Here is a 19,572-nt window from a genome sequence, read left to right as displayed (position 1 = left end):
CGTCATCGTATGACTCCTTGAAAATCACTTAAGAGCCCCGTCACAATCAACGCCTCCCTCCGTACCAGTCGAGGATCCCCAGGCGATGTCATCACCGAGCCAGGTACCCACCTATTTCATGCAACAACGCAGCGAACTGACGGACTTCTACATCCGCGACAAAAAGGGCCGGCGAGCCGAAACCAGTCCCCATCGCCACGAATATTTCCAGATCCAGATCAACCTCGGCGGCGACACCGTGCAACACATCGGCAACGTCCAGCGCCCATTTCCCCGTAACACACTGGCTTTCATCCTGCCCCATCGCGTGCATGTGATTCCGCATCCGGCGGACAGCAGCTTCATCGTGATCAACTTTTCCCAGACCTTCCTGTTGCCGCATCTGCAATGCGACCCGATGGACCTGGAGGAAGTCTCGATTCTCCTGGCCCCCGAGTTATCGCCGTTCCGTTTCCAGGAGCACTTGGATTTCATTCTGGGCCAGGAGGATTTCAGCAAGGTCTGCGGGTTGATCGAGCAAATGCGCGTGCTGGATGAAAACCGTCAATTCGGCACCCGAGAGATGCTCAAGGGGTTACTGCTGCAACTGATCGGCAGCGTCTGTGCCTTGTATGCCGAGCCGCTCAAGCGATTGGCTGAAGAAAACGCCGCCGAAGTCAGCCGGCGCGATGCGTTGGGCAGGATGTCCGAATACCTGCGCAAGAACATCGCCGACCCCGATCTCAACCTGATCAAAGTCGCCGCCGCGACTTACCTGTCGCCCACTTACCTGACCCACTGGTTGCGCAAGGAAATCGGCAAGACCTTCACCGAACTGGTGCTTGAGCGCAGGATGCATGCGGCGCGCAATTACTTGCTCAACGGCACCCGCCCGGTGGGCGAAGTGGCGAGGTTGTGCGGGTTCGCCGACGAAGCTTATTTTTCCAGGCGCTTTCGCCAGATACATGGCCTGCCACCGGGACAGTTCCGGCGCCAGCAGCTCAATCCGGACACACCGCAGTCGGCGTTGAATACCTGAGCGGCTGATGGCCAAGCAGCCAGTCGAGCACTTCATCCCAGATCGGCGCCGCCGTTGGCCGGAAGTATCCCATGTGGCCGATGGTTTGTTTTTTCTCCTCGGGATGCAGGTCACGCACCTGCAACGGCACATTGCGATAGCCTTTGATGAAGGCGTCCCGGGATACCGGCGGCGCCCAGGGATCATCCACCGCGTTGGCAAACATGCAAGGCGTGCGCACTTGCGCGTACTGATCAGCGACAGCCGTCATGGACGGATCATCGAAGAAGTAATGGGGATAAACGCACCAGCGGCGCCAGTCCTTGTAGACCCCGAGCGGCAGGTCATCGCCCATTCCCAGCAGGCTCCACGCCATGTAGCCCTTGCAGGCCACAATCAGCGGCAGGACGCACCGCCACAGCAAACGAACCTTGAACGCTTCCAGTCTGGGCATCCAACCGGCCCAGCCGGCACCCGTACCGAAGCAATAGGCTGCCGTGATCTTGTGATGGTTCGGCAACAAGCCCAAGGCATGCCCGCCAAAGGAGTGTCCGACCCAATACAGCGGCGTCCGGCCGTCATCCATATGCTCGACGGCCGCCGCCAGATCGCGCCGTCCCCAGTCCAGGTAAGACATCTCGAAACCTTTCAGGGACTCCGGCCCGGACGCCCCGACGCCTCGGTAGTCGATTGTCAGGACATTGAACCCCTGCTGACTGGCATGCTCGGCAAAGCGACGATAAAAGCGCTGCTGCACGCCAGTCGCGCCCGCCATGATCAGATTGCCCTTCAGCGTCCCTTGGGCACGATAGCGGATGGCGGCCAGGCGATAGCCATCGTCCGCCACCAGAGTCGGTTGATCGACCACGGTAAAATCCATGGCGCCTTGGTAATGCCCCATCACCTGCCCTGCCCTGTGAATTAACGACCTTTGAACACTGGTTCACGCTTTTGAATCATTGCCATGACGCCTTCGCGCACGTCGTCGCTCTTGATCAAGGCGAACAACCGCTCATTGAGCGAGGAAAGCGCCGCGTCGTCACCTTCGTCACGGGCCTGGAAAGCGGACTGCAAGGTGGCCCTGATCGCCAGAGGGGCTGCCTTGGCAATGCGCTCGGCATAGTCGATGGCGCGAGCCAGTTCCTGGCCCGGCTCGACGACCTCGGTCAGCAGGCGCATGCGCAGCGCATCCTGGGCATTGAATTCTTCACCGGTCAGCATGTAACGCATGGCGTCGGTCCAGCCGGCAGCCTGGGTGAAACGCACGGTCGAGCCGCCGGATGGCGCAATACCGCGCAGCACTTCCAGATGAGCGAAACGGGCATTGCTGGCGGCAATGGCGATGTCAGCGTTGAGCACCAGTTCGATACCAGCGGTCCAGCAGGTGCCTTGCACGGCCAGGACCACCGGTTTGCTGCGACGCGGTTTTGAGACGCCCCACGGATCAATGCCCTCGTCCGGGTATTTGAAACCGCCCGAAGCCAGCTTCGGCGTCAGCTCCATCAGGTCGAGGCCGGCAGTGAAATGCTCGCCATGGGCAAACACCACGGCGCAACGCATCTCGTCATTGCGTTCATATTCGCCCAGGGCCAGGGCGAAGTCGGTCAACAGCGCACTATCGAACGCATTACGTTTACCGGCCCGGTCCAGGCCGACAAGAAACAGATGACCACGCTGCTCCCGAGTGACTCGACCCGGACCGCTGTTGGCTTCGCTCATGGAAAACTCTCCTGGGTTCATGACGCGAGGGAGGGAGGCCCCAGACGCCCAGTTACTTACTGAACGTTTGGTTTGAACAAACTAAACAAACATTCGGTAACCGTCAAATTGAGACGCCATGGCTTATGACATAGAATCAATTTCCATGATCGCCACCAGGAAGCCCTCCCGTGCGTCCACCGAAAATCCCTCGCGACGAGCTTCTTCTGCGCTGCGCCAATACCTTCAAGCGCCTCGGCTACCATGGCACCACCATGGATGAATTGTCCTCCGCCTGCGGCCTGACCAAGGCGTCCTTCTACCACCACTACCCCAACAAGGAAGCGCTCCTGCGCGACGTGCTGGAATGGACCCACGAACGCTTGAAGCAGACGCTGTTCGCCATTGCCGCCGATGAAAAAATGACCGCGCGGGAACGGCTCGCAAGTATGGGCCGCAAGGCCAAGAGACTTTTCCAGGATGACTCGATTGGTTGTCTGATGGGCGTGGTGGCAGTCGATGCCACCTATGGGAAGGTTGAACTCATGGAACCGATCCGGCGCTTCCTGGATGACTGGACCGCAGCGTTCGCCGAACTCTACCGCACCGCCTACAGCGAGGCCGAGGCGCACGGCCTCGCGCGGCAACTGGTGGCCGATTTCGAGGGAGCGATCCTGCTGGCGCGGATCTATGGCGACCCGAGTTACATCGATGCCGTGACCGAACGCGGTTTGCGTCAGTTGGCGGCTGTCTGAGGTATTTTCACCAGGTGACAGAACCTTCGATGGAGGCAATGGCGTCACAGCGGCACTGCCAGATAACAATCGAAAGTTGAAAAAACGGCTCGTTATCCAACGAGCCGTTCCATGTACTTCTGTGCGAATCAGCGCAAGATCAACACCGCCGCTACAGCGATCACAGCTACAACGCCAAACACCATGCGCGCTATCCAGGGCGCCGTGAGCCAGACTCCGGTAACCCCGGCAATCTGACCGACGTTTTTCTCCGTCAGCCGGAAACTCGGTTCCCGGAAGGGGTTGCCACAATGAGGGCAGGCGTAAGCCTTGTCAGAGATCCGGGAAGCGCATTCAGGGCAATCGATCAGACTCATAGTGCGTACTCTGAGAAGTTGAATTTCTGGCCTTCGAAAGACCATCTCTGACAGCTTTCGTTCTGAATCGCCAACGCATTGAACACAAAACGCTTGGGTCGCCTATCGAGTAACGGGAATATGGGTATTGATACTGTCGAACTTCTTGTATTTCCAACTGAACCCGTCTCGTTGTACGGGGGCGAAACTCTTGAACCAATCCACCCAGTTACTGGCGGATGGCATCCACCAGCCCTTGACGGTATTTCCCCAGTGCGCAAGGCCGAGCTCGGAAATCAAGTAATGACTATGGCTGACACAGTTCTGATACTGAGTGTTCGCCAAAGGAAGGTTTGGCCAGAAAGCATCGTAAGTGGTCTTGGTCTTTTTCAGCTTGGCTGCAAGGGTCTTGTACTTCTTCACGAACTGCTTGTTGACACCGATATAGTAAACGTAAGTCGTTGAGCTTCCCGTGGTGCGGGCCCAATCCATTTCCCCAAGATTCCCTGTATTGAACTCCCAGCCGTCCTCACTGATACCTGTCAGCGTGATGTTCTCGCCTACGATCAGGAAAGTTGTGGCATGCCCGTCCTCGACAAGCTTTCCAAGGGTCTTCTTCCAGGCGCCCAGGCTGAAGGGGCTGAATCCTTTCCCTACACCGCTCCATGTAAGTATCGAATAGCAAATGCCGAAAATGCCCGCCGCGCCGCTGATCTTTTCCAGACCGGCCACTAAATGAGTTCCTTTTCTTTTGGTCATTCCATGACTCCCCGGGTTACTTTCCGGTGCGACCAGTGGGATTTTCCAGTCAAGGCAAGGCTAGGACACGATGTGAGCCCATGCCACCCTCCTTGAATGAACGAAGCAAAGAAAGACCGCTAACGGGTTGGCTTCACACGAACCAAGAGATCGTTCAGCACAAAAGTATCCAGAAACGCCTTCACGTCGATGACCCGCCCATCCTTGAATGTCATATGCCAAAGATAGGTGTTGTTATAGGGCTTGCGATCCAGTGCTGTCGCTTCTCCATGCCATAGCACCACGACGATATCGTCATCGGCCACGATACTTTCGACGGTTGGGGAAATGGGTGTCGCCAGCCGGGCGCTGATGGGGCGTACGGCGCGCTCCATCAAATCGGCCTTGCTGCCATACACGGCGGAAACGGGGCTGGATCCGGCGACGGTCCACGTCGCATCAGGCGCCAGCAAATCGAAAACGGTGCCCCTGCCGTGCTGCCAATCCGCAAACGCCTGGCGCACCCGATGTGCATTGGCGTCCTGGTTGGCGGTTTGCGAAGCCAACGCGGTGCCCGTTGAAAGTACCAGGCACACCGCAAGCGCTCGAAAGCGGACCGTTGGACTCTTCCATATGAACATGATGTTTTCTCCCGGCGATTCATCTGATAAGACTCTCTTCAAGAGAACCTTAACCACATGTACCGGGATGCTTTTGCTCGATACTGCCGAGGGGTTGCACGATGCTGTTTGAGCGGTCACGTTCACTCAGTGTCGAGACGAAATGTTCATGGAACGCCAGTGCAGCCAGGTTCTTGTCCTTGGCCTCCAGCATGATGTCGAAGCGGTCCAGAAACTTGAGGGCATAATCGTTCGTCCAACGATTCCACATCCGGGCGCTGTGACCATATAGATCACGCTTGGAAACCACCTTGAGCAACGCCTCCATTTCCAATTTGTGCTCGGCGTCAAAACCCAGGTCCTGGAGGCGCTCCGGCGGCTGTGAGTAATGCATGGTGGGCCGCACACCGCGCCAACTATCGATAATGCGTTCGACCCGTTGCGCATCCGGGGCAATGTAGTCGTTTTCGTTGATCCAGCAGTGATGAATATCCAGGACAACCGGCGCCAGATCCGCCAGCTGCAGACAGTCATCCACCCCGTAGGTCTTCTCTTCGTTCTCGAAGGTGATGCAATTGCGCGCCACCTCCGATAACCGTGACCAGACAGAACGGACCCCTTCGCTGCCCAGCCGACCGGCTATATGGACATTGCATTTGAAATCCTGGAAGCGACGGCCGTAGCCCATCATCCTGATCATGTCGGCGTGGTACTCGAATTCGGCGATGCTGTTCTCGACCACTGTCGGCTTGTCCGAACCCAACACGCAATACTGGCCGGGATGAAACGACAGGCGAACATCCGCGGCGCGTGCGGATAGACCAATCGCGGCGAAGCGCTCCTCCAGCAGGCTCTGGATCATGCGGTCCAGATAGAAACCGCGCACCTTTTCGTGGCTGTAGAAAGGCAACAGGTCGCTGCTCAATCGAAGCATGCGTAACGTGGGTGGCAGCTCGGCCACATAGGCAATCAAGCGCAGCTGGGCTTCGAGGTTGTGGACCACGATGTCGACCAACCTGTCGCGGGCCACCTGCGGCTCGACCCCATCCATCCAACGCAGCGTGGTGGTGCGTGGGTTGAAGGAGCTTTCGATCGTCTTCAGTTCACTCGCTGACAGGTCGCGCGCGGGATGTCGGTATTGGCAAGCGAAACCGATACGGGGATGAGGCATGGGATGTCCTGGCCATTGGGGATCCTGTTGGCGATAGACATCCCGATTGGCCAGTCGTCCCTTTCGATTCGAGAGGGTGCGTTTCGCGATCTATTGAGGCACGTGCTTGGACATGGCTGCCTTGAGCGCATCGGAAACCAGGCCGACCAGGATGGGCTTGGCGTTCGACTCCATGTAGCGGCCGATCCCGGCCTGCCGCTCCCTGACCTCCGGCGCGTATTTTGAAGCGCGACCTTCAGAGGCAAGCGATGACAGTTCTTCCTTGGAGAACGACCTCTCATAAGCTGCTGCAAGGCTTTCATCCCATTTGGGTTGATATTTCGGCAGCAACGCATTGATCTCGTCGGACACCGCGCTGTTTGCGCTCGCATTCCCCAGCTTCTCGGCGATCATCGCGTAAGTGGTAGTGCTTTTCGCTGTCAGGAGCGCAAGGGAAGAGAGCTTCTTGCCCATTCCGGTTTGAGCAACGAGGGCGCGAGCGTCATCCAGAGAAGAAGGCCCGGCGTAGACGGGGTTCGAGAACGCAATGAGCGTACTCAGCGCGATTGCGCTGCACAAAATCCTTTTCATCTTTCATATCCAATTACGGGAAAGCAGTCGGGCTCTAGCTTAGTTTCATCCGAGGGGCGGTGCCAGAGGGGATTGAGTGTTTGAGTCAGCAGCCGACCGGCACCGAAGAACGCTCCGCTTGAACGGTTTGAATCCCCTGCTGTTCCCATATCACCGGTTTTTCACGACGCCAAAAACCACAAACCCCCGACTTTCTCCAGGAAAATCAGGGGTTTGTGTTTTCAGAATTTGGCGGTGAAGGAGAGATTCGAACTCTCGATACAGTTTCCTGTATACACACTTTCCAGGCGTGCTCCTTAAGCCACTCGGACACTTCACCGTGTCTCGGCAAACTGTTCAGTCTGTCGAGGCGCGCTAATGTAGTCGAAAGGCTTTCCAATGGCAAAGGTTTTTTTCAGAATTTTCATGCGGTTAAAGGGATCGGGGTTCCAAACAGGCTGGCGCATGGCAAACCGGACAATCTTCGGGTATGTCAGCGCACTGTTCTTTAACGGGGGGCGCGGCCGGTCGGGCGGTTCGGGGCGTTTGCGGTGCCGGAAGGCTGACCGGTGAGTCAGTCATAGCGCTTTACCGGACCTGCGGCGGTGGGTAACGTCTGCGTCACTTCTCTTACAAGGAATAGCGCCATGAGCGATCTGATTGCCTACCACCTAGAGGATGGTATCGCGACCCTGACCTTGAACAACGGCAAGGTCAACGCCATTTCGCCGGATGTGATTACGGCGTTCAACGCTGCGCTGGACCAGGCTACGGCAGACCGCGCGGTGGTAATCATTACCGGGCAGCCAGGGATTCTGTCCGGCGGTTACGATCTCAAAGTCATGACCGCCGGCCCCAAGGAAGCGGTGAGCCTGGTCACTGCCGGTTCGACCCTGGCCCGTCGCCTGTTGTCCCACCCCTTCCCCGTCGTTGTCGCCTGCCCGGGGCACGCGGTGGCCAAGGGCGCTTTCCTGTTGCTCTCGGCGGATTACCGCATTGGTGTCGAGGGGCCGTTCACCATCGGCCTGAACGAGGTGCAGATCGGCATGACCATGCACCACGCCGGTATCGAACTGGCCCGCGATCGGTTACGTAAGTCGGCCTTCCATCGCTCGGTCATCAATGCCGAGATGTTCGATCCGCAGAGCGCCGTGGATGCCGGCTTCCTCGACAAAGTGGTATCGGCGCAAGAGCTGCAAGGTGCGGCCATGGAGGCCGCGCGTCAGTTGAAAAAGATCAACATGAGCGCTCACAAGAACACCAAGTTGAAAGTCCGCAAGGCCCTGTTGGAAACGCTGGACAGTGCCATTCTGCTGGACCAGGAATATATGGGCTAACGCACTGACTGCTCGAAGGAAAGCCCGACCCCAGCGTCGTAAAGCTGTTCACTTAAGAAACACAATGCACCTGTGGCGAGGGGATTTATCCCCGCTGGGCTGCGCAGCAGTTCCAAAGCCCTGTTACTCGGTGCATCAGGCGGATTGAGTCGCCTGTATTGGGGCTGCTTCGCAGCCCAGCGGGGATAAATCCCCTCGCCACAATGAACCGGGCAAGTCTTGAGTGAACGGCATTACGACCCAGTGTCGGGCTTTTTATTACACCTCGCGTTTAAAATCTCTAGCCGCTCTAGCTCGCTTCTTACGCGTTAGTTCGAAACATGTCGTTGAAGATCGTCCATCTCACCTGCCCGTAGCGAGAATTGCCGAAAACAGTGCACATCCGTACACTGCGCCACCTTTGTCCCAGTGGGGCCTGTAGATGTTGTTCGTACTGCGCATGTTGTTGATGGGCCTGCACTTTATCCTGGCGGGTGTACTCGGTCTGGTCCTGGGGGTATGCCGCCCGTTCAATCCGGACAACAGCCGTTTATGCGCGAGGCTGTATGCCTGGCCCGCGATGCGGATCTTGGGCCTGCGGGTCAAGGCCGAGATCGAAACGCTGGCCAATAAGCCTCCGAGCTGCGTGATCATCGCCAACCATCAATCCAACTATGACCTGTTCGTGTTTGGCAACGTGGTGCCCCATCGTACGGTCTGTATCGGCAAGAAAAGCCTGAAATGGGTGCCGCTGTTCGGGCAGTTGTTCTGGCTGGCGGGAAACGTGTTGATCGATCGTGGCAATGCGATCAAGGCACGTCGGTCGATGCTGACCACCACCCATACACTGCAGCACGAGGAAACGTCCATCTGGGTGTTCCCGGAAGGTACGCGCAATCTAGGTCATGAGTTGCTGGCGTTCAAGAAAGGCGCCTTTCAGATGGCGATTGCCGCCGGAGTGCCGATTGTCCCGGTGTGCGTCAGCAATTACGTCAACCACATGCGCCTCAATCGCTGGCGCAGTGGTGACATTCTCATACGCTCGTTGCCGGTCATTCCCACAGCTGGGCTTGGCATGGAGGACATGCCTCGGCTCATGGCCCAATGTCGCGAGCAAATGCGTGAATGCATCGAGTCGATGGATCGACAGGTGAAGAACGCTTGAACCCGCAAAACCCGCCCGCATGGCGGGTTTCTTTTTCCTGCGAACTCGATGGATTTTGCTGACTCTCAAGCATCAGGGCACGCTAAGCTGCACACTGCCTGACTGCCAATTAGAAGAAGAGAAGTGAACCGCCATTATGGGTAGAGTCGTTGCTGCTGCGGTATACAGCGCCGGAAAGAAAGTCACCAACATCACTCTCGACGAAGGCAGCGCCTGGGCTGCCAAACCCGGCCATTTCGTGTGGATCGGTCTTGAAGAGCCCAATGCCGAAGAACTGACCAATCTGCAGCGTCAATTCAACTTGCATGAGCTCGCCATCGAAGACGCCATGGAGAAGCACAGCCGCCCGAAGCTGGAGACTTTCGGCGATGCGCTGTTCATCGTGACGTATTCGCCAATACGCAAGGACGGCAAACTCCAGTTCATCGAAACCCATATCTTCGCCGGCAAGGGTTACATCATCACTGCCCGCAACGGCCATTCGGCCTCCTACGCCCACGTCCGACAGCGCTGTGAGGCACGTCCCCTTCTGCTGGAACACGGAGAAGATTTCGTGCTCTATGCGATCCTCGATTTCGTGATCGAAAACTACCAGCCAATGGGCGAAGCCATTCATGCCGAGATCGATGAGCTGGAGCGGTATGTGCTATGCAGCGCCTTGAACGAACGGGATATCCAGAAACTGCATAGCCTGCGCCGGGACGTGCTGCGCCTGCGTCGTTATGCGGCGCCGATGGTGGAGATCAGCGAAGAACTGCAAAAGCTGAACTTCCCTTTCATCGACAAAAATATGCGTCCGTATTTCCGCGACGTGCAGATCCATGTCACACGACAAATGGAAGACCTGACCACCTTGGCGGACATCGCCAGCCAGACCATTGAGGTCGGCGTGCTGCTCGAGGCATCACGCCAGAGCGTGGTGCAGCGCAAGTTCGCGGCCTGGGCGGCCATCCTGGCGTTCCCGACGGCGGTGGCGGGGATCTACGGCATGAATTTCGAGGATATGCCGGAGTTGAGCTGGCACTACGGGTATTTCATGGTGCTGGGCGTGATTACCGTGGGATGCACCGCGTTGTGGGCCAGCTTCAAGCGGTCGGGGTGGTTGTAGCGCACCGTCATTCTGCGGGAGTACTGTCGCCGTTATCGCGAGCAGGCTCGCTCCCACAGGGGTTTCGCTGCGTATGGGAGAGGGTACGCAGCGTCGGCGAACGCAGGGTCTGTCAGGCCTGCGGTTTGTGTGCCACAAAACGCATCATCCACTCCGCCACCGTCGTGCCGTGGTGCTCCTGTTCAAGGCTCGCAATGCCTTGACTGTAGACCTGCTCCCCCAGGTGTTGCTGACGGAGATCCAGCAGCGCCCGGGAGTAGTCGTGGAGAAACTCGGGATGGCCCTGGAAGCACAGCACCTGATCATCGATGTGATAAGCCGCGTATGGGCAGAAATCGCTGGAGGCGATGACCGTGGCGTTCTCGGGCAATTGAGTGACCTGGTCCTGGTGGCTGATCAGCAAAGTCAGTTCTTCCATCACCGGGCTCATCCACGGCGCCTTGGCCGCCAATTTATAGCGATGGGTGCCCACGCCCCAGCCTTGGGTCGCACGTTCAGCCTTGCCGCCCAGCAGTAGCGCCAGTAATTGATGCCCGAAACAGACGCCCAGCAATTTGTCGCCGCGCTTATAGCGATCCAGCAGGAAGCTCTTGAGCGTCTGGATCCAGGGGTCGGTGCCAAAGGAGTCCGCCTTGCTGCCAGTCACCAGATAGGCGTCGAACTGCTCGTCGTCGCTGGGGTAATGGCCTTGCATCACGTTGTAGACGACGAATTGCGCCTCGATGGGCTGTTGCGAGAACAGGCGCTGGAACATCTGCCCGTAGCCCTGATATTGATCGGCCAATTCCGGACGCAGGATATCGGTCTCCAAGATGCAGATGCGTAGCGACATAAAAAATACCTGACACGGTGATGGGAATATTGCACACCAGAGCCTGCCTCGAAACACTGCTCCAAGGCAAGCCTTTCCTCACGGTCAGAACAGCTCCTGCCTCGCGGCTTTTTCCAACAGCAGGGCCGGCGGAGCGAAACGCTCGCCATATTGCTCGGACAGATACTGGGCGCGGGCAACGAAATCCTTCAGGCCGTACTGGTTGATGAACTGCAACGCGCCGCCGGTCCAGACCGCGAAGCCGATGCCGAAAACCGACCCGACGTTGGCGTCTGCGGTCGAAGCGAGTACACCCTCTTCCATACAGCGCACAGTTTCCAGGGCCTGGATAAACAGCAGACGGTCACGAATGTCCTGCTCGGAGATTTGCCTGCCAACGTTCTCGAAACGCGTCTTGAGGCCCGGCCACAAATGCTTCGGCCCATTGGCCGGATAGTCGTAGAAACCCGCGCCAGCGGCTTTACCGGGACGTTTGTATTCGTTGAGCAGCAGATCGATCACCGCGAACGCCGGGTGGTCGACCGGTGTTTTCCCTTCCGCTCGCAGGTCCAGGAGGGTTTGGGTGCGGATATGACTCATCAAGCTGAGGGAAACTTCGTCAGAAACCGCCAGAGGGCCGACCGGCATGCCGGCCTTGCGCGCTTCAGCCTCGATCATGGGCGCGCTCACGCCCTCGCCGAGCATGGCGATACCTTCCTGGGTGAAGGTACCGAATACCCTTGAGGTGAAGAAGCCGCGACTGTCATTGACCACAATCGGCGTCTTGTTGATTTGCAGGACGAAATCGAAACTGCGAGCCAGGGTTTCATCGCTGGTGCAGGCGCCCCTGATAATTTCCACCAGAGGCATTTTTTCCACGGGGCTGAAAAAATGCAGGCCGATGAACTTCGCCGGGTCCGGCACCGCCGTTGCCAGGCCGGTAATGGGCAATGTCGAGGTGTTGGAGGCAATGACCGCCTCGCGCCCGGCCACCGCTTGGGCTGCGGCCGAGACCTTGGCTTTCAGGCCGCGATCTTCGAACACCGCTTCGATGACCAGGTCGCAACCGGCGAGGTCGGCATCGCTGTCCGTGATATGGACTCGGGCCAGCGTGGCCTCGCGCTGTTGCACGGTCATCTCATCGCGGGCGACTTTCCTGTCCAGCAGCGCCACCAAACGGGCCTTGCCCTTCTCTGCCATGCGAAGGTCGATATCCTTGAGTACCACCTCGATTCCGCTCAGAGCGCAGACACAGGCGATGCCAGCGCCCATCATGCCGGCACCGAGCACACCGACCTTTTTTGTCAGATAAGGCGCGAAGCCCTGTGGGCGAGATCCTCCGGCCTTGATTTGGTTGAGCTGGAACCAGAACGTACCGATCAGGTTCTTCGACACTTGGCCGGTGGTCAGCTCAGTGAAATAGCGGGTTTCGATCAACTGAGCCGCGTCGAAGTTGACCTGGGCGCCTTCCACCGCGGCGCAAAGGATTCTCTCGGGCGCGGGCAGGCATCCCTGGGTCTTGCTGCGCAGGATCGATGGGGCAATTGCCAGCATCTGGGCAACGCCAGGATCGGATGGCGTGCCTCCCGGGATCTTGTATCCCTTCATATCCCAAGGCTGGACCGCGTTCGGGTTGGCAAGAATCCAGGCGCGCGCCTTGGACAGCAACTCGTCACGATCGGCCGCCAGCTCATCGATCAAGCCTGCCCGCAACGCTTGTCGAGGGTGAAGCTTTTTACCCTCGAGCAGGTATGGCAGGGCTTTCTCCAGGCCAAGCAGGCGAACCATCCGCACCACCCCGCCGCCGCCCGGCAGCAGGCCAAGGGTGACCTCCGGCAGGCCGATCTGCAGCGACGGGTCATCCAGCGCCACGCGGTGGTGGCAGGCCAGGCAAATCTCCCAGCCACCACCGAGGGCCGCACCGTTGATGGCGGCCACCACTGGCCTGCCCAACGTTTCCAGCGCACGCAATTGCGCCTTGAGGGCCAGGATCATGTCGTAGAACGCCTTGGCCTCGGTCCTCTGGACCTTGACCAGTTCGTTGAGGTCACCGCCAGCGAAAAAAGTCTTCTTGGCGGACGTGATGACTACTCCCGCTATCAAGTCTCTTTCAGCGCTCAAACGGGCTACGCAGGCCGCCATGGCTTCGCGATACACCGCATTCATGGTGTTGGCGCTCTGGCCCGGCATGTCCAGGGTCAGGACGACGATCCGGTCCGGGCCGGTTTCGTAGCGTATGGCATCGCTCATGAACAACATTCCTCGAAAAAACCATTCCTGAAGTCGGGCTCAGAAGCGCTCGATAACCGTGGCAATGCCCATGCCGCCACCTACGCATAAGGTCGCCAGGCCATAGCGCAGGCGCCGCGCCTCCAACTCATCGAGCAAGGTGCCGAGAATGGCGCACCCCGTCGCTCCCAAGGGATGCCCCAGGGCGATGGAACCACCGTTGACGTTGACGATTGACGGATCGATGGCCATGTCCTTGATGAACTTGAGCACCACCGAGGCAAAGGCTTCGTTGACCTCGAAAAGATCGATGTCCTGTACCCGCAGCCCGGCCTTGGCCAAGGCCTTGCGGGTGGCGGGTGCCGGGCCGGTGAGCATGATGGTCGGGTCGGTACTGGTGACGGCCGTGGCGACGATCCGCGCACGGGGCCGCAAACCCAGGTCGCGTCCCTTGGTTTCAGAACCAATCAGCATCAGCGCCGCGCCATCGACGATTCCCGAGCTGTTGCCCGGCGTGTGCACATGGTCGATCCGCTCGACATGGCTGTAGACCCTGAGCGCCGTGGCGTCGAAGCCCATCTGGCCCATGGCCTCGAAACTCGGCCTGAGCTTACCCAGCCCTTCGAGCGTAGAGTCGGCACGGATAAATTCGTCGTGATCCAGCAATACGATGCCGTTCTGGTCCCGTACCGCCACCAGGGACCTGTCGAACGAACCGTCGGCCCTTGCCCGGGCGGCATTTTGTTGGGAGCGCAGCGCGAAAGCGTCGACGTCCTCGCGGCTGAAGCCTTCCAAGGTGGCGATCAAATCCGCACCGATGCCTTGGGGGATGAAATTTCCTTGCAGGTTGGCTTGTGGGTCCAGCGCCCAGGCGCCACCATCGCTGCCCATGGGCACCCGGGACATGGATTCGACGCCGCCGGCCACCACCAGCTCTTCGAAACCGGAACGCACCTTCATCGCCGCCAGGTTTACCGCTTCCAGACCCGAAGCGCAGAAGCGGTTGAGCTGCATACCCGCCACACTGGTATCCCAGCCCGCCACCACGGCGGCGGTCTTGGCAATGTCGGCTCCCTGGTCGCCCACCGGCGTCACACACCCGAGCACGATGTCGTCCACCTGACCGGTGTCGAGCCCCATGCGCTGCTGCAAGGCGCCAAGCAGACCACTTGCCAGACTCACCGGTTTGACGCTGTATAAGGCACCGTCGGCCTTGCCCTTGCCACGGGGCGTGCGCAACGCATCGAAGATCAAAGCCTGGGTCATGACATCCTCAACCACGGTTGTATGCAATGCCCCAACCATAAGCCCAGCGGGGATGAATTCAATGACCCCAGCGCTCAACAGCGTTGACGAGCACGGTCAGACGAACGGTAGCGTGCTATCGGGTTAACCGTTTCAGGAGGCCAAGCTGTCTAGCAAAAGGTCCTTCATGTGGATGGCAATAAGCCTCATACCGGTTTGATAACTGCGCGCCAGGAATTGATACGAATTGGATCTAAGCCAAGTCGGCTGCGGCCCCTAATGTAATCCTTGTACAAGAGAGTCGTCGGGTTTTGCCGAGGCGCTTGTCAGACAGGAAGTGCAACGCCAGCCATAGGGAGTGACACAGGCTGGCTCAGGAAATAACAAAAAAGGCGGGTCAGCCATGTTCAAACATTCGAAAGTTCGTCAAGCCGGACTCATTCTCTTCGCCACGACGCTACTGTTGATTCTCCCGAATATTCCCAAGGTAATCGGCTGAGTCCATACACGGGTAGCTGCCTCGATACTGTGTTGTCTCGCTAAAAAAAGCGACGGGCTCGTTGTTCGGGCCACAGTGGCTGTGCCAACCTTTGCGCACCCCACTCGACATGGAAGGCGATCCATTGAAGGCTCTTATCATGCTTGGGGCGTTGCTGCTCGGCACGCCCCTGTACGCCGCCCAGCTGACGCTGGAACTGGGCGCGAATACGCGCACTTGGCAAACCGAAGAACTGCTCAAGCATCCACAGGCCCAGACGGTCCGGATCACTGATGACGTTTCCTACAAGAAAGCGATGAGTTATCGCGCCGTACCCTTGGCGGCGTTGTTGACCGATGTGAAGCCTGAGGATCATCTGCAAGCCGTAGCGTTGGACGGCTTCGCCGCTGAAATGCCCGCTGCGCCGTTGCTTAACAAGAGCGGCGCGAGAGCCTGGCTGGCGATCGAAGACCCGGCCAGCCCCTGGCCTGCGCTGGGTGAGGGCAAGCACAGCGCCGGGCCTTTTTACCTGGTCTGGACCGATCCCCAGGCAGGCCATATCAGCCCTGAGCAATGGCCCTACGCAGTGGCGAGCATCAAGCGCCTGTCAGCCGTGGCCGACCGCTTCCCTGCCCTGCTGCCGGCGCCTACGCTGGCCAAGGACGATCCCGTCAACAAAGGCTTCGAACTGTTTCAGAAAAACTGCCTGGCATGCCATCGCCTCAATGGCGCGGGTGACGCACAGTTTGGTCCGGATCTGAATATTCCCTTCAACCCCACCGAATACTTTGCAGGGGATTTCCTCAAGCGTTATATCCGCGATCCGCAAAGCTTGCGTCGCTGGCCCCAGGGAAAAATGCCAGGGTTCTCGGCGAACGTGCTGCCAGACTCGGAGCTGGATCTGCTGGTGGGGTATCTCAAGCACATGGCGGGACGCAAACAGCCTTCAGGCCAGTAGGCCCGGGTCAGGTTGACGCGCCTGCAGGCCAGGCAGGTGCTGCGTTACTGTTGCTGCAAGGTGATCACCGTTGCCGGTGTCACTACCACCTTGGCCCGCATCTGCTCACACCCACCGCCACGACGCATGCCGCGTATCGGGCAGGCATCCAGGTAATCCAGGCCTACGGCCAGCTTCAGGTGTCGCTCGGGGCGGGACAGTTGGTGGGTCACATCGAAGCTGTACCAGGCGCCATCCAGCCAGGCCTCGGCCCAGGCGTGGCTGACCAAGTGCTCGCTGCCTGCGCTGTAAACGTAGCCCGACACATAGCGCGCCGGTACGCCCAGGCTGCGGGCACAGGCCAGGAACGCATGAGTGTGATCCTGGCACACCCCGCTACGACTGGCGAACGCCTGGGCTGCGCTGGTCTCGATTTCAGTGGTGCCCGGCGCGTAGGCCATGTGCCCGTTCAGCCCGTGCATCAGGTCGATCAACGCCGTACGGTCGCGCCGATGTCCACATTGCCCGCGAGCGAAGGTGCGCAAGGCCTCGTCCGCTTCGGTCAAGCGGGTGAACCGCAGGAACGGCAGCGCCGACTGGTCCTCGTGCTCGGCCTCGCGCAACGGGTCGATATCAACCTGGCCACGGGCGCCGACAATGACCGTTTCGTGAGGCTCGTCCAGGGTGAGTACATGAAAAATGTTGCCGAACGGGTCCACCTGGGCCCGCGCGGGCCGAGGCAAATCGAGCTGCCAGCTCAGCACCTGCTGGCGTTCACTGTCGTGGGGCGTCAGGCGCAGGTATTGGATGCTGGCGCGAACCTGATTTTCATACTGGTAGGCCGTTTCGTGGCTGATCGAAAGTCTCATATGACCTCCAGATAATCAATGAAAACGGCCGACCCGAAGGTCAGCCGTTGTCGGTTGCCAAGCGTGAGACGTCAGGCCTGCAAGCGCCGGATCTCTTGTTTGACGCCCCAACCTTCAGTGACACCTCCCAACGGCTCCACCACCGCTTCGAAGTCTTGCTCGAAGTCGCCAATGTCATCGTAAGTGGCGTACATCACCCGGCTCAGTTCCAATGACCAAGCACCATCGTCCCGTGCGCTGATCTGTGCATTCAATGACTCACCCCGAAAATGACCCGCCGCCCTGCGCGCCCGCTCCTCATCCGGGAAAATGGCGTAGAACTCGATGGGATGGAATTGTGAGAAATCGAACCCGCCTTCTTTCATGCGGCGCAATACGAGGGTGCTGATGTCTTCTTGATAGGCTGTGCTCATGAAACGTCCTCCTCAAATCGATGGATAGACTTTCCGTCTTCCCGCGCAGACAACCCGTGGATTGCAAGCAATACGGCATCAACTGACCGTCGGGACACAAGCATGTAGCTGACAAGACCGGACCTTGGCGATCCTTTCGCTGATCTCAAGTGCAGAGTAGCCGCAAGTCATCGCCACTGCCAAGCGGGGCCAGGCCATGACTTCATGAAATCGGTGTAATGCTGATGATTTCGATGGCGTGTTGGGATTTTAGGTTCTTGACCGTCGGCTCCTCGGTGCGTCCCTCCAGATCATTGAGATCCAGCTTGGCGGGCACCGGGAGCAGCCTTTCGCGAATCAATTGTGCCGCCTGCTCCATGGTAGGCTCCTGGTCATAGTCGAACTGCTCGGCGATGGCTTCGCCGTGGTCATCAACGAAAGTGATTTCCCACTTTTGCATTGGTGTCTCCTCGATCAATTCATGGCCGGGCTTACCTCTATCTCGACATTGGCGGCGGAATAATCGTTCCGCTGAGTCACCGGACGGTACACATGAAAAGACCGCCTCAGGGGCGGTCTTTTCATCAAGCCATACCGATTACTTTTCGGCACGCTCTCTCAAGGCTTTCAAGGTGTTGAATGGCGCGTCCACCACGAATTTGTTGGCCAGCCAGGACGGTACATCGCCACCCGGCTCGGTGTGGACCTGATAGATCACCTCGACCTGATCGGGGCCTTTCGGGGTGAATTTCCAGAAGCCATCCACCTGGGTCACCCGTACGAAACCTTTCTCTTCTGGCAAATAAGTCGGTACGCCCTTGAGGTTCCGGGTCAGGCTGCCATCGGCGCCTTCAACGGTAGTGACCTGCAGCACGGAGTCCCGGGATGTGACCGGCCACGGCGTGTTGAACTGGGTGTAGGTCCAGCTCTTGTCACCTTCATGCTTGATCAGCTTCTGGGTGTTGCATTCATGAATCCAGGCACAGGCCCCCGGCACGTCTTCCTGCAGGGCGCGCAATTTGGCCAGGGAGGTTTTCATAACGGTCACGCCACGGTAAGCCTTGTATTTGGAACCGGCTACTTCACTGAGGGAAACCTTGATGCCGTCCTGCTCCTTGGCGACTTTCCAGTCTTCCGCCTGAGCGGTTGCCGTCGCCAACAACACGGTCAAACCACACAACACAGCCATACGATGCAGCGAACCCATAGTGTTTTCCTTATTGTTCAAGTCCGTTCGTTAAATTTCTTCATCGTGACGGATCTTTCAGACCCATCCCCCGTTACGCTGCGGTGACCTCTTCCCACCACCCAAGGAGTCGGATGGCTTCTTCACGGCTGTTGCCGCAGACCTCGATATCGGCCGCAAATCCCGAACACACCGCCGGGCGTTCCGGCTGCCCGAAGATCTGGCACAGGTTATCGACTGACAATTGCACGCAGCGTTCGCCGGCAGGCTTGCCCTGGGGCATGCCGGGAATCGACGAGCTGATGGAAGGGGCAATGCAACAGGCGCCACAGCCTTCACGGCATTTCATGACGTCAACATCCTCACGACAGGTAACGGATAAATAACGCAACACAGAGTAACGGCTAAAACGCTCGTTTTAAATTACCGCGGAGGCGTTTTTTTGCTCGATACAGATGACCGGACAGTCAGCGACAGCTCGCCGGAGGTCATTGCTTGAATTCGAAGTCCAATGCGGCGCCTTCGACCTCATTACGTTCCTGATTACGCAACGGCAGCTGCATTTCGTTACTGAGCAGGCGACCATTGAGCTGGAACGGACCGGGCTTCCCTTCGAACATCGACGGCAGCAGGGGCTCACGCTTGGGTAGCGGGACTTTTCCCGGCGGTTCGAGCTCCTCGACCATTTCATGAGGCAGACTCAGGTCCAGCCTGGCCGGTGGCAAAGGAGTCTTGGCAATTTCCCGGGCAGACTTGGTCTTGGAGGCAATGGGGGGTCGTTTCTTCGCCGTGGCCGCTGCTTTTTTGGCCGGAGCCTGTTTCACCGCCGCCGTTTTTTTCGACACTTTTTTCGTGTCGCTGGCGGCCGGTTTCTCCTGCGCCGGAGCAGCCAGGACGCCCTCGGCATGGAAGGCAGTCAACAGGCCGATCAAAATCCAGGCAGCAGGAGCAATGACTTTCATAAATACACGGG

At 58.6% G+C, this 19,572-nt stretch carries 21 protein-coding genes and 1 tRNA gene; 6 read left to right on the top strand and 16 right to left on the bottom strand.

Annotated features, from left to right (window positions below):
• The first annotated feature begins 85 nt into the window (after positions 1-85).
• Complete coding sequence (locus EGM97_RS07215) at positions 86-1,018, top strand: helix-turn-helix transcriptional regulator (protein ID WP_238962694.1); 933 nt, start codon at positions 86-88, stop codon at positions 1,016-1,018.
• Here the strand turns inward: EGM97_RS07215 and EGM97_RS07210 are convergent.
• Complete coding sequence (locus EGM97_RS07210) at positions 981-1,898, bottom strand: alpha/beta hydrolase family protein (RefSeq protein WP_238962695.1); 918 nt, start codon at positions 1,896-1,898, stop codon at positions 981-983. The genes EGM97_RS07215 and EGM97_RS07210 overlap by 38 nt on opposite strands.
• A gap of 20 nt (positions 1,899-1,918) precedes the next feature.
• Complete coding sequence (locus tag EGM97_RS07205) at positions 1,919-2,716, bottom strand: crotonase/enoyl-CoA hydratase family protein (RefSeq protein ID WP_238962696.1); 798 nt, start codon at positions 2,714-2,716, stop codon at positions 1,919-1,921.
• A 170-nt stretch (positions 2,717-2,886) separates the two neighbouring features.
• Here EGM97_RS07205 and EGM97_RS07200 point away from each other — a divergent pair, with 170 nt between their 5' ends.
• Positions 2,887-3,450: a TetR/AcrR family transcriptional regulator gene (locus EGM97_RS07200; RefSeq protein ID WP_238962697.1), complete on the top strand. Its 564-nt coding sequence runs from the start codon at positions 2,887-2,889 to the stop codon at positions 3,448-3,450.
• A 458-nt stretch (positions 3,451-3,908) separates the two neighbouring features.
• On the opposite strand, the gene EGM97_RS07195 is transcribed toward EGM97_RS07200, so the two are convergent.
• From EGM97_RS07195 to EGM97_RS07175, 5 genes are all read right to left on the bottom strand, one after another.
• Positions 3,909-4,544, bottom strand: a complete 636-nt coding sequence (locus EGM97_RS07195; RefSeq protein ID WP_238962698.1) for a hypothetical protein — start codon at positions 4,542-4,544, stop codon at positions 3,909-3,911.
• 119 nt (positions 4,545-4,663) lie between these two features.
• Complete coding sequence (locus EGM97_RS07190; RefSeq protein ID WP_238962699.1) at positions 4,664-5,164, bottom strand: nuclear transport factor 2 family protein; 501 nt, start codon at positions 5,162-5,164, stop codon at positions 4,664-4,666.
• Positions 5,165-5,213: 49 nt separating this feature from the next.
• Positions 5,214-6,314 carry an apurinic/apyrimidinic endonuclease family protein gene (locus tag EGM97_RS07185; protein WP_238962700.1) on the bottom strand — a complete coding sequence of 367 codons (1,101 nt, stop codon included), beginning with the start codon at positions 6,312-6,314 and terminating at the stop codon, positions 5,214-5,216.
• Between the two features lie 90 nt (positions 6,315-6,404).
• A complete protein-coding gene (locus EGM97_RS07180) occupies positions 6,405-6,884 on the bottom strand; it encodes a DUF2059 domain-containing protein (protein WP_238962701.1) in 480 nt (159 codons plus the stop codon).
• A 229-nt stretch (positions 6,885-7,113) separates the two neighbouring features.
• A tRNA-Ser gene (locus EGM97_RS07175) sits at positions 7,114-7,203 on the bottom strand.
• A gap of 307 nt (positions 7,204-7,510) precedes the next feature.
• Between EGM97_RS07175 and EGM97_RS07170 the strand changes: the two genes are divergently transcribed.
• The 3 genes from EGM97_RS07170 (at position 7,511) to EGM97_RS07160 (ending at position 10,452) form a co-directional block, all read left to right on the top strand.
• Positions 7,511-8,200: a crotonase/enoyl-CoA hydratase family protein gene (locus tag EGM97_RS07170; RefSeq protein ID WP_238962702.1), complete on the top strand. Its 690-nt coding sequence runs from the start codon at positions 7,511-7,513 to the stop codon at positions 8,198-8,200.
• A 421-nt stretch (positions 8,201-8,621) separates the two neighbouring features.
• On the top strand, positions 8,622-9,344 hold the full coding sequence (locus EGM97_RS07165) for a 1-acylglycerol-3-phosphate O-acyltransferase (RefSeq protein ID WP_238962703.1): 723 nt from the start codon (positions 8,622-8,624) through the stop codon (positions 9,342-9,344).
• A 136-nt stretch (positions 9,345-9,480) separates the two neighbouring features.
• The gene (locus EGM97_RS07160) at positions 9,481-10,452 is read left to right on the top strand and encodes a magnesium and cobalt transport protein CorA (protein WP_238962704.1); all 972 of its coding nucleotides are present in this window, start codon (positions 9,481-9,483) and stop codon (positions 10,450-10,452) included.
• Positions 10,453-10,564: 112 nt separating this feature from the next.
• Here the strand turns inward: EGM97_RS07160 and EGM97_RS07155 are convergent, their stop codons facing one another.
• From EGM97_RS07155 to EGM97_RS07145, 3 genes are all read right to left on the bottom strand, one after another.
• Complete coding sequence (locus EGM97_RS07155; protein WP_238962705.1) at positions 10,565-11,284, bottom strand: amidotransferase; 720 nt, start codon at positions 11,282-11,284, stop codon at positions 10,565-10,567.
• An 84-nt stretch (positions 11,285-11,368) separates the two neighbouring features.
• Positions 11,369-13,513, bottom strand: coding sequence for a 3-hydroxyacyl-CoA dehydrogenase NAD-binding domain-containing protein (locus EGM97_RS07150; protein WP_238962706.1), 2,145 nt, complete (start codon positions 13,511-13,513; stop codon positions 11,369-11,371).
• Positions 13,514-13,552: 39 nt separating this feature from the next.
• Positions 13,553-14,758: an acetyl-CoA C-acetyltransferase gene (locus EGM97_RS07145; RefSeq protein WP_238962707.1), complete on the bottom strand. Its 1,206-nt coding sequence runs from the start codon at positions 14,756-14,758 to the stop codon at positions 13,553-13,555.
• 587 nt (positions 14,759-15,345) lie between these two features.
• Here EGM97_RS07145 and EGM97_RS07140 point away from each other — a divergent pair.
• Positions 15,346-16,173 carry a c-type cytochrome gene (locus EGM97_RS07140; protein WP_238962783.1) on the top strand — a complete coding sequence of 276 codons (828 nt, stop codon included), beginning with the start codon at positions 15,346-15,348 and terminating at the stop codon, positions 16,171-16,173.
• 44 nt (positions 16,174-16,217) lie between these two features.
• On the opposite strand, the gene EGM97_RS07135 is transcribed toward EGM97_RS07140, so the two are convergent.
• From EGM97_RS07135 to EGM97_RS07110, 6 genes are all read right to left on the bottom strand, one after another.
• Entirely contained in the window at positions 16,218-17,021 is an 804-nt protein-coding gene (locus EGM97_RS07135; protein ID WP_238962708.1) for a transglutaminase family protein, read from the bottom strand.
• A gap of 71 nt (positions 17,022-17,092) precedes the next feature.
• Positions 17,093-17,434 (bottom strand): ribonuclease E inhibitor RraB, encoded by a 342-nt coding sequence (locus EGM97_RS07130; protein WP_238962709.1) that lies wholly within the window; start codon positions 17,432-17,434, stop codon positions 17,093-17,095.
• Between the two features lie 202 nt (positions 17,435-17,636).
• Entirely contained in the window at positions 17,637-17,873 is a 237-nt protein-coding gene (locus EGM97_RS07125; protein ID WP_238962710.1) for a hypothetical protein, read from the bottom strand.
• 138 nt (positions 17,874-18,011) lie between these two features.
• Positions 18,012-18,620 carry an START domain-containing protein gene (locus EGM97_RS07120; protein WP_238962711.1) on the bottom strand — a complete coding sequence of 203 codons (609 nt, stop codon included), beginning with the start codon at positions 18,618-18,620 and terminating at the stop codon, positions 18,012-18,014.
• 73 nt (positions 18,621-18,693) lie between these two features.
• Positions 18,694-18,948 carry a YkgJ family cysteine cluster protein gene (locus EGM97_RS07115; RefSeq protein ID WP_238962712.1) on the bottom strand — a complete coding sequence of 85 codons (255 nt, stop codon included), beginning with the start codon at positions 18,946-18,948 and terminating at the stop codon, positions 18,694-18,696.
• A 139-nt stretch (positions 18,949-19,087) separates the two neighbouring features.
• Positions 19,088-19,561 carry a translation initiation factor 2 gene (locus EGM97_RS07110; protein WP_238962713.1) on the bottom strand — a complete coding sequence of 158 codons (474 nt, stop codon included), beginning with the start codon at positions 19,559-19,561 and terminating at the stop codon, positions 19,088-19,090.
• Positions 19,562-19,572: the final 11 nt, after the last annotated feature.

Origin of the sequence: Pseudomonas sp. AF32 (assembly GCF_022342325.2) — a bacterium.
Taxonomy (GTDB): domain Bacteria; phylum Pseudomonadota; class Gammaproteobacteria; order Pseudomonadales; family Pseudomonadaceae; genus Aquipseudomonas; species Aquipseudomonas uvaldensis.
The sequence above is the reverse complement of the archived record's forward strand: the minus strand, read 5'-3'. Positions and strand labels throughout refer to the sequence as shown.